General features: G+C 74.8%; 13 protein-coding genes. 6 read left to right on the top strand and 7 right to left on the bottom strand.

Annotated elements, in window-relative coordinates:
• Positions 1 to 12: 12 nt before the first annotated feature.
• The 4 genes from ACGFI2_RS17080 to ACGFI2_RS17065 all read right to left on the bottom strand — a co-directional run bounded on the left by ACGFI2_RS17080 (position 13) and on the right by ACGFI2_RS17065 (position 2379).
• Entirely contained in the window at positions 13 to 276 is a 264-nt protein-coding gene (locus tag ACGFI2_RS17080) for a hypothetical protein (RefSeq protein ID WP_269692657.1), read from the bottom strand.
• A 104-nt stretch (positions 277 to 380) separates the two neighbouring features.
• On the bottom strand, positions 381 to 842 hold the full coding sequence (locus ACGFI2_RS17075; protein ID WP_393517459.1) for an SRPBCC family protein: 462 nt from the start codon (positions 840 to 842) through the stop codon (positions 381 to 383).
• 55 nt (positions 843 to 897) lie between these two features.
• Positions 898 to 1314, bottom strand: coding sequence for a DUF2795 domain-containing protein (locus tag ACGFI2_RS17070; protein ID WP_393517456.1), 417 nt, complete (start codon positions 1312 to 1314; stop codon positions 898 to 900).
• Positions 1315 to 1401: 87 nt separating this feature from the next.
• The gene (locus ACGFI2_RS17065) at positions 1402 to 2379 is read right to left on the bottom strand and encodes a YihY/virulence factor BrkB family protein (RefSeq protein WP_393517453.1); all 978 of its coding nucleotides are present in this window, start codon (positions 2377 to 2379) and stop codon (positions 1402 to 1404) included.
• Between the two features lie 143 nt (positions 2380 to 2522).
• On the opposite strand from ACGFI2_RS17065, the gene ACGFI2_RS17060 reads away from it, so the two are divergent.
• Positions 2523 to 2927, top strand: a complete 405-nt coding sequence (locus ACGFI2_RS17060; RefSeq protein WP_393517450.1) for a ChaB family protein — start codon at positions 2523 to 2525, stop codon at positions 2925 to 2927.
• Between the two features lie 63 nt (positions 2928 to 2990).
• Here the strand turns inward: ACGFI2_RS17060 and ACGFI2_RS17055 are convergent, their stop codons facing one another.
• Positions 2991 to 4427, bottom strand: a complete 1437-nt coding sequence (locus ACGFI2_RS17055; protein WP_393517447.1) for an aldehyde dehydrogenase family protein — start codon at positions 4425 to 4427, stop codon at positions 2991 to 2993.
• Positions 4428 to 4497: 70 nt separating this feature from the next.
• Here ACGFI2_RS17055 and ACGFI2_RS17050 point away from each other — a divergent pair, with 70 nt between their 5' ends.
• Positions 4498 to 6090 (top strand): phytoene desaturase family protein, encoded by a 1593-nt coding sequence (locus tag ACGFI2_RS17050; RefSeq protein WP_393517444.1) that lies wholly within the window; start codon positions 4498 to 4500, stop codon positions 6088 to 6090.
• Between the two features lie 336 nt (positions 6091 to 6426).
• On the opposite strand, the gene ACGFI2_RS17045 is transcribed toward ACGFI2_RS17050, so the two are convergent.
• Together ACGFI2_RS17045 and ACGFI2_RS17040 are read right to left on the bottom strand one after the other, a co-directional pair.
• Positions 6427 to 7194 carry a polyprenol monophosphomannose synthase gene (locus ACGFI2_RS17045; RefSeq protein ID WP_393517441.1) on the bottom strand — a complete coding sequence of 256 codons (768 nt, stop codon included), beginning with the start codon at positions 7192 to 7194 and terminating at the stop codon, positions 6427 to 6429.
• A gap of 91 nt (positions 7195 to 7285) precedes the next feature.
• Complete coding sequence (locus ACGFI2_RS17040) at positions 7286 to 7732, bottom strand: SRPBCC family protein (protein ID WP_393517438.1); 447 nt, start codon at positions 7730 to 7732, stop codon at positions 7286 to 7288.
• A gap of 115 nt (positions 7733 to 7847) precedes the next feature.
• Here ACGFI2_RS17040 and ACGFI2_RS17035 point away from each other — a divergent pair, with 115 nt between their 5' ends.
• Genes ACGFI2_RS17035 through ACGFI2_RS17020 form a run of 4 tightly spaced genes read left to right on the top strand, consistent with a single transcriptional unit; the run spans position 7848 to position 12329 of the window.
• Positions 7848 to 9482, top strand: a complete 1635-nt coding sequence (locus ACGFI2_RS17035) for an HAD-IIIA family hydrolase (protein ID WP_393517435.1) — start codon at positions 7848 to 7850, stop codon at positions 9480 to 9482.
• On the top strand, positions 9479 to 10453 hold the full coding sequence (locus tag ACGFI2_RS17030) for a glycosyltransferase (protein WP_393517432.1): 975 nt from the start codon (positions 9479 to 9481) through the stop codon (positions 10451 to 10453). The genes ACGFI2_RS17035 and ACGFI2_RS17030 overlap by 4 nt, the downstream gene beginning before the upstream one ends.
• Positions 10438 to 11655, top strand: coding sequence for a glycosyltransferase (locus ACGFI2_RS17025; RefSeq protein ID WP_393517429.1), 1218 nt, complete (start codon positions 10438 to 10440; stop codon positions 11653 to 11655). The genes ACGFI2_RS17030 and ACGFI2_RS17025 overlap by 16 nt, the downstream gene beginning before the upstream one ends.
• Positions 11655 to 12329: an SIS domain-containing protein gene (locus ACGFI2_RS17020; RefSeq protein ID WP_393517426.1), complete on the top strand. Its 675-nt coding sequence runs from the start codon at positions 11655 to 11657 to the stop codon at positions 12327 to 12329. The genes ACGFI2_RS17025 and ACGFI2_RS17020 overlap by 1 nt, the downstream gene beginning before the upstream one ends.
• The last annotated feature ends 7 nt before the right edge of the window (positions 12330 to 12336 follow it).

The raw sequence follows: 12336 nt of genomic DNA, 5'->3' as shown, positions 1-12336 counted from the left end.
GGAGCCGAGTGGTCACATGCTGTCCGGGCCGGTCCGGCCGGTGGTCGACGGCCGGTACGCCCGGTCCGCGTCGGTCATCTCCCGGCGCTCGGCCTCCGGACCCGCACCCCGGTCCACCGCCTCCGGGCCGTGGCCGAACGCGGCCTCCTCGCCCGCGTCGTTGCCGGTGGCGTCGTCGGCCTGGCCGTCCAGGGTCGACCGGGCGATCGCCTGGTCCAGCTCGTGCAGGGGAGTGCGGTCCTCGTCGCGCCACACGTGGCTGTCGTTGTCGGTCATTCCCCTGCGGTACCCGGGCGGGATGATCGCAAACGGCCGCCGGTGACACCGCGATGGCCGCCGGATCACCGGCGGCCATCGAAGTTCGTGCGGGGGTACGGGGCTCAGGGGGTCGGCCGGTCGACGGCGCCGCGCCAGGCGCCGGTCTCCTGACCGCGCCGCTCGATGAACTGCTTGAACCGCTCCAGGTCGCCCTTGGCCCGGCGGTCTACCACGCCCAGCTTGTCGCCGGCCTGCTCGACCACGCCGTGCGGCTCGAACTCCATCTGCAGGGTGACCCGGGTGTGCCCCTCGTCGAGGCGGTGGAACGTCACCACGCCGGCCTGCTGGGTGCCCCCGGTGGAACGCCAGGCCACCCGCTCGTCCGGCAACTGCTCGGTGATCTCCGCGTCGAACTCGCGCTTCACGCCCGCGATCTCCACGGTCCAGTGCGTCATCTTGTCGGAGAGCTGCCGGATCTCCTGCACGCCCTCCATGAAGTGCGGGAACTCCTCGAACTGGGTCCACTGGTCGTACGCGGTCCGGATCGGGACGTCCACGTCCACGTGTTCCATTACGCCGCTCATGTCGGGGTTCCTCCTGTTCCGCCGGTGTCATCTCGCGAACCGTGGGCCGGTCCACTCACCAGCGCGTCGTCTCGTTCCTGTGCCCGAGTGCGGCCCACACCTCGGAAACCGTCTGGTAACGGGTGCCGTCCGGCAGGCCCTCCAGGGCGGCGACGATGTCCGCCGGCGCCTCGTTCTCCCGCGCGTTGGCCACCAGCGCGTCCCGGTCGCCCGGCAGGGCGGTCATCGTGATGAACCGGCCGAGACGGCTGCGCGCCTCCACGTCCTCCGAGCTCATCCCCTGCGGCGAACCGGTGCGCAGCTCGCCGGCCGGAGCCGTGGTGGCCTCGGGCTGGTCCTCGCCGGCCGGCTCCGGCTGGCGGAACTCGTCGACCCGGGAGCCGCCGACACCCGGGCCCTGGACCAGGCCGCTGACCTCGCTGCTCATCTGATCGTCGACCCTGGGCGAGTGCTTGCTGCTGCCACGTTCCATGCCCCCAGAGATGCCCCGGGTGACCGCCGGTAAACCGGGGCCGCCCCGGCAAGGCGGTCACCCGGTCCGCAACCGGACGCGCCCTGGTCAGGAGCCCGCCGGGGTGCGCGGCGGCAGCACCGGCTCCGCCGGGTCCTCGACCCCGGCCTGCATCGCCCGGCCCCGCTGCAACTCCGCGTTGACCTGCACGCCGAGCATCAGCGCGCAGTTGGACAGGTAGAGCCAGACCAGGAACGCGATGACCGCGCCGAGGCTGCCGTAGGTGACGTCGTACGAGGCGAAGTTGGCCACGTAGAGGCCGAAGCCGAAGGACGCCGCCACCCAGGCCACCAGCGCCAGCCCGCCACCCGGGGTGAGCCAGCGGAAGCGCGGCTGCCGCACGTTCGGCGCGATCCAGAACAGCAGCGACAGCAGCGTCATCGCGACCAGCGCGAGCACCGGCCACTTCGCCACCGACCAGGTGGTCCGGGCCAGCCCGCCGGCATTGATCCGGTCGCCCACCGCGTCGGTGACCGGGCCGCTGACGATCAGCGCGGTGGCCACCACCGCGAGCAGCAGCAGGGTCACCGCGGCCATGCCGATCTGCAACGGGCGGAGACGGTAGAACGGCCGGCCCTCCTCGACCCCGTAGATCGCGTTGGAGGCCCGGGTGAACGCGCCGATGAACCCGGACGCCGACCAGAGCGCCCCGAGCAGGCCGAAGCTCAACAGCGCCTTCGCCGGGCCCTGCTGCTCGACCACGTTGCGCACCACGCCGACGAACGCGTCGTTGCCGACCACCGAGCCGGCGCCGATCTCCCGGGCCAGGTCGATCACCGTGTCCACCGTGCGCGGGCCGTCGGAGACCAGGCCGACCAGGGCCACCACCACGATGGTGGACGGGAAGAGCGCCAGCACCCCGTAGTAGGTGAGCGCGGCGGCCCAGTCGGCGCAGTTGTCCTTGACGAAGCCCTGACCGCTGCGCGCCAGCACCCCCCGCCAGGTGCGCCAGTTGAGCTGGCGCATCCGCCGGGGGAACCGGGGCCGCGCCGGGCCGCCGACCGCCGGTGGTGTCGTCGCCGTCATGACCGCCTCCTCCACGCGCCGGGTGCGCCACCGGGGCGTGGCCCGGCGGTACCCCCCGGCGGAAATCGACAAACCGGCCGTCGGTTTGCCCCGGGAGCGGGCGGGAACGACAAGGGGCACCCGATCGAGCGGAGGTGGACGAGATGCCCGGGCGCGAGGTGATGCCCAGCACGTTGAAGCGCTCCCCGGCCAAGGCGCAGCGGACCTGGGAGAAGACGCACGACTCGGCGGTCGAGACGTACGGCGAGGGGGAGCGCGCGCACCGCGCCGCCTTCGCCGCGGTCAAGCACCGGTACGAGAAGGTCGGCGACCACTGGGAGGCCAAGGGCCGCACGGGACCCAGCGACGAGCAGGCCGCCGGAGGCGGCCCGGCCCGACGCGCCCCGACCGCCGGCGGAGTGGACGCCAACGCCACCAAGGACCACCTCATGCAGGTGGCGAAGAAGCTGGACGTGCGAGGCCGCTCCCGGATGACCAAGCCGGAACTGGTGAAGGCGATCGAGAAGGCGAACAACAACGCCACCCGCAAGGCACGCGGCGGTCGCTGACCCGCCGTCACCGGTACGACCACGAGCCCGGGACCGCGGTGGTCCCGGGCTCGCGCGTACGACTCACCAGTGGCCGCCGCCCGGCGCCTCCAGGTGCACCACCTTCACGGTGCTGAACTCGTCGAGCAGCTCCGGGCCGTACCCGAAGCCCTGGCCGCTTCCCCGGCGCGGCTGCCCGGCGCCGCCCGGCGCGCCGCCGAACACCGAGTTGACCTTCACGGTCCCGACCGGCAGCTCACGCCAGGCCCGCTGGGCGTGACTCATCGAGCCGGTCAGCACGGTGGCCGCCAGGCCGTACGGGGAGTCGGCGGCGCAGCGCAGGCCCTCGTCGAACGAGTCGACCACCACCACCGGCGCGACCGGGCCGAACGTCTCCTCGCGGACCAGCGCCATCTCGTGTCGGCAGCCCTCGACCACGGTGGCCGGGTAGAACGCGCCCGGCCCGTCCGGCAGCGTCCCGCCGGCGCGTACCCGGGCGCCCTGCGCCACCGCGGCGGCGACCTGCCCGTGCACGTGGTCCCGGTGCCGCCGGTCGACCAGCGGGCCGAGCTGCGTGCCCGGGTCGGCGCCGGCGCCGACGGTGAGCGCCTCGGCGCGGGCCACCAGCGCGTCCACGAAGTCCCCGGCCACGTCACGATGCACGTAGACGCGTTCCACCGCGACGCAGATCTGCCCGGCGTTGGCGAAGCAGCCCGTCGCCGCCTGCTCGGCCGCCCAGGCGGGGTCGACGTCGGCGTCCACCACCAGCGGGTCGCTGCCGCCGTTCTCCAGCAGCACCTTCGCGCCGGTGCGCGCGCCGGCGGCGGCGATCGACCGGCCGGTGGCGGTGGAGCCCACGTGCGCCACCACGTCCAGTCCGTCCTGGCCGGCGAGCGCCGCGCCCACCTCGCCACCGCCGGTCAGCAGCGACAGCACGCCGGCCGGCAACGCCGAGTCCAGCGCCCGGGCCAGCAGCCAACCGGTGGCCGGGGTGCGTTCGCTCGGCTTGTGCAGCACCACGTTGCCGGTCACCAGGGCCGCGCCGAGCAGGCCGCAGGAGACCGCCACCGGGTCGTTCCACGGGGTGATCGCGGCGATGACCCCGCGCGGTTCGGGCGCCATGAAGTCCAGTGCCGCGTGGCCGCCGTGCAGCGTCCGGCCGCCCCGCACCGGGGCCAGCTCGGCGTACTGTCGCAGCGTGCCGACACCCGCCGCCACGCCACCCCGGGCGTCGTCGAGCGGCTTGCCCATCTCCGCGGTGGTCGCCCGGGCCAGCTCCTCGGCGGCGGCCTCGACCGCGTCCGCCGCGCGGTGCAGCGTCGCGGCACGTTCGGCCGGGGCGGTCGCCGCCCACTCGGCCGCCGCGTCCCGGGCCGCCTCCACCGCCTTGGCCACCTCGTCCGCGGTGGCGACCGGCGCCCGGGTCACGGGCGTCCCGTCGGCCGGATCGTGGACGACCAGCTCGCCGCCCTCACCCCCGGCGCCCCACACCCCACCGATGAGCTGCGCAACCGTGTACATGCCCGTGCTTGCCCCGGTTCGGGTCGGGCAAACGCGTTTCGCCCTATGAGCGGCCGGGTAGGCGGATCGGATGATTTCCACCGCCGACGCCGTCGTCATCGGGGCCGGACACAACGGGTTGGTGGCGGCGAACCTGCTGGCCGACGCGGGCTGGGACGTCCTCGTGCTGGAGGCCACCGAGGCGCCGGGTGGCGCGGTGCGCTCCGCGCACGTGACCGCGCCCGGCTACCTCAGCGACCTGTACAGCTCCTTCTATCCGCTCGGCTTCGCCTCCCCGGTGCTGGGCGGGCTGCACCTGGAACGTCACGGCCTGTCCTGGGCGAACGCCCCCGACGTGCTGGCCCACCTGTTCCCGGACGGCCGGGCCGCGGTGGTCAACCGCGACCTGGACGTCACCGCCGCGTCGCTGGAGGCGTTCGCCCCGGGCGACGGTGAACGCTGGCGGCACGCGTACGCGGACTGGCAGCAGGTGGCCGAGCCGATGCTGGACGCCATCACCAGCCCGTTCCCGCCCGTGCACGGGGGGCTGGGCCTGCTGCGCCGGCTCCGGGTGGGCGGCGCGCTGCGGATGGCCCGCCGGTTGGTGCTCCCGGTGCGCAAGCTCGGCGCCGAACTCTTCGACGGAGAGGGCGGGCCGGCGTTGCTGGCCGGCTGCGCCCTGCACACCGACCTGTCCCCGGAGGAGGCCGGCTCCGGGGTGTACGGCTGGCTGCTCGCCATGCTGGGCCAGCAGATCGGCTGGCCGGTGCCGGAAGGCGGCGCGCAGCGGATCACCGACGCGCTGGTGGCCCGGCTGGTCGAGCGCGGCGGCCGGATCGAGTACGACGCCCGGGTCGAGCGGGTGCTCACCGCCCGCGGGCGCGCCATGGGTGTGCGTACCGCCGACGGTGCGGACTGGCGGGCCCGCCGCGCGGTGCTCGCCGACGTTCCCGCCCCGGCGCTCTACCTCGACCTGGTCGGCGCGGCCGCGCTGCCGCCCCGACTGGTCGAGGACCTGGCGCACTTCAAGTGGGACGGCTCCACGCTCAAGGTCGACTGGGCGCTGTCGACGCCGGTGCCGTGGCGGAACCGGGACCTGGCCGGCGCCGGCACCGTGCATCTCGGCGCGGACATGGACGGGCTCACCACGTACGCCGCGGCGCTGGCCCGGGGTGACATTCCGCGCGACCCGTTCCTGCTGGTCGGGCAGATGACGGTGGCCGAGCCGAGCCACTCGCCGCCGGGCACCGAGTCGCTCTGGTCCTACACCCACCTCCCGTTCCGCCGGAAGTGGCGGGCCGAGGAGGTCGCCGGGCACGTGGAGCGGATGGAGGAGGTGCTGGAGGCCGCCGCGCCGGGCTTCCGCGCGTCGATCGTCGGGCGGCACGTGGCCGGCCCGGCCGACCTGGAGGCCGCCGAGCCGAGCCTGGTGGGTGGCGCGCTGGGCGGCGGCACCGCGGCGGCCTACCAGCAGCTGTTCCTGCGGCCGATCCCCGGCCTGGGCCGCGCCGACACCCCGGTGGACCGGCTCTACCTGGCCAGCGCCTCGGCCCACCCGGGCGGCGGGGTGCACGGCGCGCCGGGCGCGAACGCCGCCCGCGCCGCGCTGGCCCGCGACCGCGCGCTCACCGGCGCGGTGTACGCCCGCGCCATCGCCGCCGCCCACCGCACCGTCTACCGCTGACCGACTGACTGCTGACTGCTGACCGCTGACCGCTGACCGCTGACCGCGTTAGGCGTCCGGTTGTCGGCGGCGCGGCTGACGGTTGTCACCCTTGGTGACGGAACTCGGGGGCGACACGCTTGCCCGTCGCGGCCTTTGCTCTGCAGCCCCATACGCATCGGTTGCGCTGCGTATGGGCGCGTGGGCCCGCTGTGCGTTGAGCTTCCCCTATCGGTGCAGCTCAGCGGGGTGTTGCATGGATGGCTGCAGAGCAAAGGCGGAGAGTGCGCGCCTTCCGGGCCGGCACGGACATCACGCCGCGTCACAATGACGCGGCGTGATGATCCGACGGGCGGGTCAGGAATCGATGTTGCGGTGGCGGGTGCGCAGCTTGAACGGCATCAGTGCGCTCTCGATCTTGGTGGCGGTGGTCATCTTCGAGTCGCCGTCGCGGCGCTCCTCGAAGCGGATCGGCACCTCGAGGATGGTGTGCCCGAGCTTGGTGGCGAGGTAGTGCATCTCCACCTGGAAGCTGTAGCCGTTGGACTGCACCCGGTCCAGCCCGATGTCCCGCAGGGCGTCGGCCCGCCAGATCTTGAAGCCGGCGGTCAGGTCCCGGATCCGCACCCGCAGCAGCGTGTGCACGTAGAGGTTGGCCCAGCCGCTGAGCGCCCGGCGGTAGAGCGGCCAGTTCTCGTCCAGCTCCCCGCCGGGCACGTAGCGGGAGCCGATGACCACGGACGCCTGGGTCGAGAGCAGGGCGCCGAGCATGCCGGGCAGCGCCTCCGCCGGGTGGGACAGGTCGGCGTCCATCTGGGCGACGAACTCCGCCCCGCCGTCGATCGCGCGGCCGATGCCGTCCACGTACGCCCGGCCGAGGCCCTCCTTGCCGGGGCGGTGCACCACCAGCACCCGGTCCGGGTGCTCGATGGCCAGCTTGTCGGCGACCTCGCCGGTGCCGTCGGGCGAGTTGTCGTCGGCGACGAGCACCTTCAACCCCGGAAGCGGCAGCGCGAGGAGGCGCTCGACCAGCACCGGGAGGTTGCCCGCCTCGTTGTAGGTCGGAACGACGACGGTCAGGCGCGCGTCCGCCCACGGGGAGGGCAACTGCACGGGTTGGATCATCACGGACTTCCTCAATCGGCCGACAGGTTCACCTGAGAGGGTAGCCAGTCCGCTTCGCAGGGTTCGCAGTGACGCCCCGGGACCGGCGCGCTCACCGATCCGGCCGCTGCCGCGTCGCGATGTCCGACAGCCGGGCCAGCGTCTCCTTGTTGCGCAGATGCAGCACCAGGTCGTTCAGCTTGGTCCGCACCCAGCGCAGCGGCCCGGCCGCGAAGTCCTCGCCGATGGTGACCCGGGTCCGGCCGTCCGGCAGCGGCTCCAGGACGAACGCCACGATCGCCTCACCGGCCGGCCAGAGGCCGGCGCGCAGCACGAGTCGCTCCGGCGGCCGGCACTCCAGCACCGTGGACGCGTCCTGCAGCGAGAGCGGCCAGGGGCCGGCCCGGTGGTGCAGCCGGCTGCCCACCCGGGGCCAGGCGTCGTCGACGTCGCGCACGTGCGCGGTGCCCACCACCCAGTCGCTGTAGGTCCACCCGTCGGCCAGCACCTCGAAGATCCGCTCCGGGGACGCGTCGATCACTTTCTCCACAACCGCCACGCGGAGTTCGGTACCCCGCCGGGCCCCTCGCTAACAACGGCCGGGTTAGCTTCTCGGGGACGGCGGGTACCCGAAGCTGACGTTTACTCCTCGGGGCGTCGGGAACCCGCCGCCCGTGCGACGGGACCACGAGCGGGATCAGTGCAGGTCAGCCGGGGTCGACCCGGCTGGCGGGCCCCCGCCCGGCCTGTACCAGGCGGTGCTGCTCGACCGGGACGGCACGCTGGTGGAGGACGTGCCCTACAACGGCGATCCGGAAAAGGTCCGGCCGGTGCCGGGCGCCCGCGAGGCGCTGGACCGGCTGCGCGCGGCCGGGCTGCGACTGGCCGTGGTGACCAACCAGTCCGGGCTGGCCCGAGGCCACTTCACCGCACACGACCTGCGCCGGGTCAACGCCCGGGTGGAGGAGCTGCTCGGGCCGTTCGACAACTGGCAGATCTGCCCGCACGCGGAGCCGGACCGGTGTGCCTGCCGCAAGCCGGCGCCGGGGATGGTGCACGCCGCGGCCCGCGCGCTCGGCACCACGGCGAGCCGGTGCCTGCTGATCGGGGACATCGGCGCCGACATGGCCGCCGCCGCGGCCGCCGGCGCCGCCGCCGTCATGGTGCCCACGCCGGCCACCCGCGACGCCGAGGTGGCCGCCGCGCCGACCGTCGCCGCCGACCTGCCGGACGCGGTCGACACCGTGCTGGCCCGGATGCGGCTGGTGGCCGCGCCGGACGTACGCCGGCCGGGGCGGGGCACGGTGCTTGTGGTCCGCAGCGACGCGGCGGGCGACGTGCTGGTCACCGGTCCCGGGATCCGGGCGGTCGCGGCCGGCGCCGACCGGGTCGTCCTGCTCTGCGGCCCCCGCGGCCGGGCCGCCGCCGACCTGCTCCCCGGCGTCGACGAGACCATCGAATGCCCGCTGCCCTGGATCGACGCCCCCGCCCCACCGGTCGACCCGCGCGCGATGCGCGCGCTCACCGACCGCCTCGCCGCCGTGCACGCCGACGAAGCGGTCGTCTTCACCTCCTTCCACCAGTCACCCCTGCCCCTCGCCCTGCTGCTACGACTGGCCGGCGTACCCCGCATCAGCGCCATCAGCGACGACTACCCCGGCGCCCTGCTCGACGTCCGCCACCGCGTCCCCGTCGGCGTACCCGAACCGGAACGCGCCCTCTCCCTCGCCGCGGCCGCCGGCTACGCCCTGACCCCCGACGACGAACCCGCCCTGCGGCTGCGCACCGACCGACTGCCGCCCGTCCCGGCCGCCGCCGGGCCGCCCGGCTACGTGGTGCTGCACCCGGGATCCTCGGTGGAGACGCGCGCCTGCCCGGTCGAGCTGGCCACCCGGGTGGTCCGGGTGCTCGGCGCCGCCGGCCACCGGGTGGTGGTCACCGGCGGCCCGGACGAGCGGGAGCTGACCGCGCGGGTCGCCGCGGCGGGCGGCGTCGACCTGGGTGGACGGACCGGGCTGGACGAACTGGCGGCCGTGGTCGCCCGGGCCGGCGCGCTGGTGGTCGGCAACACCGGGCCGGCGCACCTGGCCGCCGCGTTGGGCGTGCCGGTGGTCAGCCTCTTCGCCCCGACCGTCCCGTTCGGCCAGTGGGGGCCCTACCGGGTGCCGACGGTCCGGCTCGGCGACGCCGCGGCGCCGTGCCGGGACACCCGCGCCACCACCTGCCCGGTCCCCGGGCACCCCTGCCTGTCGGCGGTCGAGCCGGGCCGGGTGCTGGAGGCGTTGCGACTGCTCGGGGTGGGCGGATGAACATCCTGCTGTGGCACGTGCACGGCTCCTGGACGACCTCTTTCGTGCACGGCAAACACCGCTACCTCGTCCCGGTCAACCCCGACCGCGATGCCTACGGGCTGGGCCGGGCCCGCACCTACCCCTGGCCGGACAAGGCCGTCGAGATCAGCCCGCAGGACCTGCGCACCGCCGACGTCGACCTGGTCGTCCTGCAACGCCCCGAGGAACTGCAACTCGCCGCCGACTGGCTGGGCCGCCGCCCCGGACGCGACCTCCCCGCCATCTACGTCGAGCACAACACCCCCAAAGGCGACGTCCCCCACACCCGCCACCCCATGGCCGACCGCGACGACCTGCTGCTCACCCACGTCACCCACTTCAACGAACTGTGCTGGGACAACGGCGCCACCCGCACCGCCGTCGTCGAACACGGCGTCGTCGCCCCGGCAGGCGACTGGACCGGCGAACTGGACCGCCTCGCCGTGGTCGTCAACGAACCGGTACGCCGCTGGCGGGTCACCGGCACCGACCTGCTCGCCCGGTTCGCCGCGGTGGCGCCACTGGACGTCTACGGCATGAAGGTGGCCGGGCTCGCCGCCCACCTGGGGTTGCCGGCCGACCGGCTGACCAGCCACGACGACGTGCCGCAGCACGCCATGCACGCCGAGCTGGGCAAACGGCGCGCCTACCTGCACCTGTGCCGCTGGACCTCGCTCGGGCTCAGCCTCATCGAGGCCATGACCATCGGCATGCCGGTCGTCGCGCTCGCCACCACCGAGGCGGTGGAGGCGGTGCCACCGGCCGCCGGCGCGCTCTCCACCCGGGTCGACGTGCTGGTCGACGCCGCCCGGGGTCTGCTGGACGACCCGGCGGCCGCCCGCCGGGCGGGCGCCGCGGCCCGGGCCGCCGCCCGCGACCGCTACGGCCTGGAGCGTTTCCTCGCCGACTGGGACCGGCTGCTGGAGGAGGAAGTATGCGCATCGCGATGATCTCGGAACACGCCAGCCCGCTCGCCGTCCTCGGCGGGGAGGACGCCGGTGGCCAGAACACGCATGTCGCCGAGCTCTCCGCCGCGCTGGCGGCCGCCGGCCACGACGTCCGGGTCTACACCCGGCTGGACGCGGTCGACCTCCCGCCGGCCGTCCACACCCCGGGCGGCTACCAGGTGGTGCACGTGCCGGCCGGCCCGGCCGAGCCGGTGGCGAAGGACGACCTGCTGCCGTACATGCCGGCGTTCTCCGACTGGCTGACCTACCGGTGGAGCGCCGGTGACTGGCAGCCCGAGGTGGTGCACGCGCACTTCTGGATGAGCGGCCTGGCCGGGCTCGCCGCCGCCCGGCGCGCCGGCGTGCCGGTGGTGCAGACCTACCACGCGCTCGGCACGGTCAAGCGCCGGCACCAGGGCGCCCAGGACACCAGCCCGCCGGGCCGCATCGACCACGAGCGTGAGTTGGGCCGTTCGGTGGACCGGGTGGTCGCCCAGTGCCAGGACGAGGTGGCCGAGCTGGTCCGGCTGGGCGTGCCCCGGTCCCGGATGACGGTCGTGCCGTCGGGGGTGAACCTGTCCACGTTCGGCCCGCTGGGCCCGGTCGCCGACTCCGACGGTGGCCGGGCCCGCATCCTCACCGTCGGCCGGCTGGTCGAGCGCAAGGGCTTCCAGGACGTCATCCGGGCCGTCGCCGGGGTGCCGGACGCCGAGTGCGTGGTGGTCGGCGGACCACCGGCCGGGCTGCTGGAGAACGACCCGTACGCGATGCGGTTGCGCGCGCTCGCGCACTCGCTCGGCATCGCCGACCGGGTACGCCTCGTCGGCGCGGTGCCGCGCGAGGAGATGGCCCGCTGGTACCGCTCGGCGGACGTGCTGGTCGCCGCGCCCTGGTACGAGCCGTTCGGGCTCACCCCGCTGGAGGCGATGGCGTGCGGCGTGCCGGTGGTCGGGACCGCGGTCGGCGGGCTCACCGACACGGTGGTGCCCGGACGGACCGGTGACCTGGTGCCGGCCCGCGAGCCGGCGGCGCTCGGCGCGGCGATCCGCGGCCTGCTGGGCGACCGGATCCGCCGCTTCGCCTACGCCACCGCGGCGCTGGAACGGGCCCGTACCCACTACTCCTGGGCCACCGCGGCGGAGCGGCTCGGCGAGCTCTACGGCGAGGTGGTCACCGTGCGCCGGCCCTCCCGGGTGGTCGCCTGATGGCGGCCACCCCGGCCACCGGTCCGACGGTGCTGGAGGACCACCTGACCCGGCTGGCCGCCGCCCTGCTGCCGCTGCGCGACGCGGAGCACCTGCTCGCCCGCTGGGGCGGTGAGCTGGCCTGGACGCTGGCCCGGGGCGGACGGCTGCTGGTGGCCGGCAACGGCGGCAGCGCCGCCGAAGCCCAACACCTCACCGCCGAACTCGTCGGCAAACTCCGCCACGACCGCCAACCCCTCTCCGCCATCGCCCTGCACGCCGAAACCAGCGCACTCACCGCCATCGGCAACGACTACGGCTACGACGAGATCTTCGCCCGCCAGGTCCGCGCCCACGGCCGACCCGACGACCTCCTCCTTCTCCTCTCCACCAGCGGCACCAGCACCAACCTCCTCACCGCCGCGCACGCCGCCCACGACACCGGCCTCCGCTGCTGGGCCTTCACCGGCCCCGCCCCCAACCCCCTCGCCGACCTCTGCCACGACGCCCTGGCCGTGCCGTCGGACGACAGCCAGGTCGTGCAGGAGCTGCACCTGGTCGCCGTGCACGTGCTCTGCGAGTACGTGGAGACGGCGCTGCCGGCGGCGCTCGCCGCCCGCGCCCCGGCCGGCGGCGTGCGCACCGGCGTCGAGGTGGTGCTCGGCGACCCGGATCCGGAGGTGCAGGCCCGATGAGAAGGTC

The sequence above is a fragment of the Micromonospora sp. NPDC049282 genome (assembly GCF_043197045.1).
Classification (GTDB): Bacteria; Actinomycetota; Actinomycetes; order Mycobacteriales; family Micromonosporaceae; genus Micromonospora.
The sequence above is the reverse complement of the archived record's forward strand: the minus strand, read 5'-3'. Positions and strand labels throughout refer to the sequence as shown.

What these genes read in the sequence shown, in the direction of transcription:
- ACGFI2_RS17020 (WP_393517426.1), top strand. Translation starts at nt 11,655, where the DNA reads ATGGCGGCCACCCCGGCCACCGGTCCGACGGTGCTGGAGGACCACCTG.
- ACGFI2_RS17060 (WP_393517450.1), top strand. Translation starts at nt 2,523, where the DNA reads ATGCCCGGGCGCGAGGTGATGCCCAGCACGTTGAAGCGCTCCCCGGCC.
- ACGFI2_RS17055 (WP_393517447.1), bottom strand. Translation starts at nt 4,427, where the DNA reads ATGTACACGGTTGCGCAGCTCATCGGTGGGGTGTGGGGCGCCGGGGGT.
- ACGFI2_RS17070 (WP_393517456.1), bottom strand. Translation starts at nt 1,314, where the DNA reads ATGGAACGTGGCAGCAGCAAGCACTCGCCCAGGGTCGACGATCAGATG.
- ACGFI2_RS17045 (WP_393517441.1), bottom strand. Translation starts at nt 7,194, where the DNA reads ATGATCCAACCCGTGCAGTTGCCCTCCCCGTGGGCGGACGCGCGCCTG.
- ACGFI2_RS17050 (WP_393517444.1), top strand. Translation starts at nt 4,498, where the DNA reads ATGATTTCCACCGCCGACGCCGTCGTCATCGGGGCCGGACACAACGGG.
- ACGFI2_RS17025 (WP_393517429.1), top strand. Translation starts at nt 10,438, where the DNA reads ATGCGCATCGCGATGATCTCGGAACACGCCAGCCCGCTCGCCGTCCTC.
- ACGFI2_RS17075 (WP_393517459.1), bottom strand. Translation starts at nt 842, where the DNA reads ATGAGCGGCGTAATGGAACACGTGGACGTGGACGTCCCGATCCGGACC.
- ACGFI2_RS17080 (WP_269692657.1), bottom strand. Translation starts at nt 276, where the DNA reads ATGACCGACAACGACAGCCACGTGTGGCGCGACGAGGACCGCACTCCC.
- ACGFI2_RS17030 (WP_393517432.1), top strand. Translation starts at nt 9,479, where the DNA reads ATGAACATCCTGCTGTGGCACGTGCACGGCTCCTGGACGACCTCTTTC.
- ACGFI2_RS17065 (WP_393517453.1), bottom strand. Translation starts at nt 2,379, where the DNA reads ATGACGGCGACGACACCACCGGCGGTCGGCGGCCCGGCGCGGCCCCGG.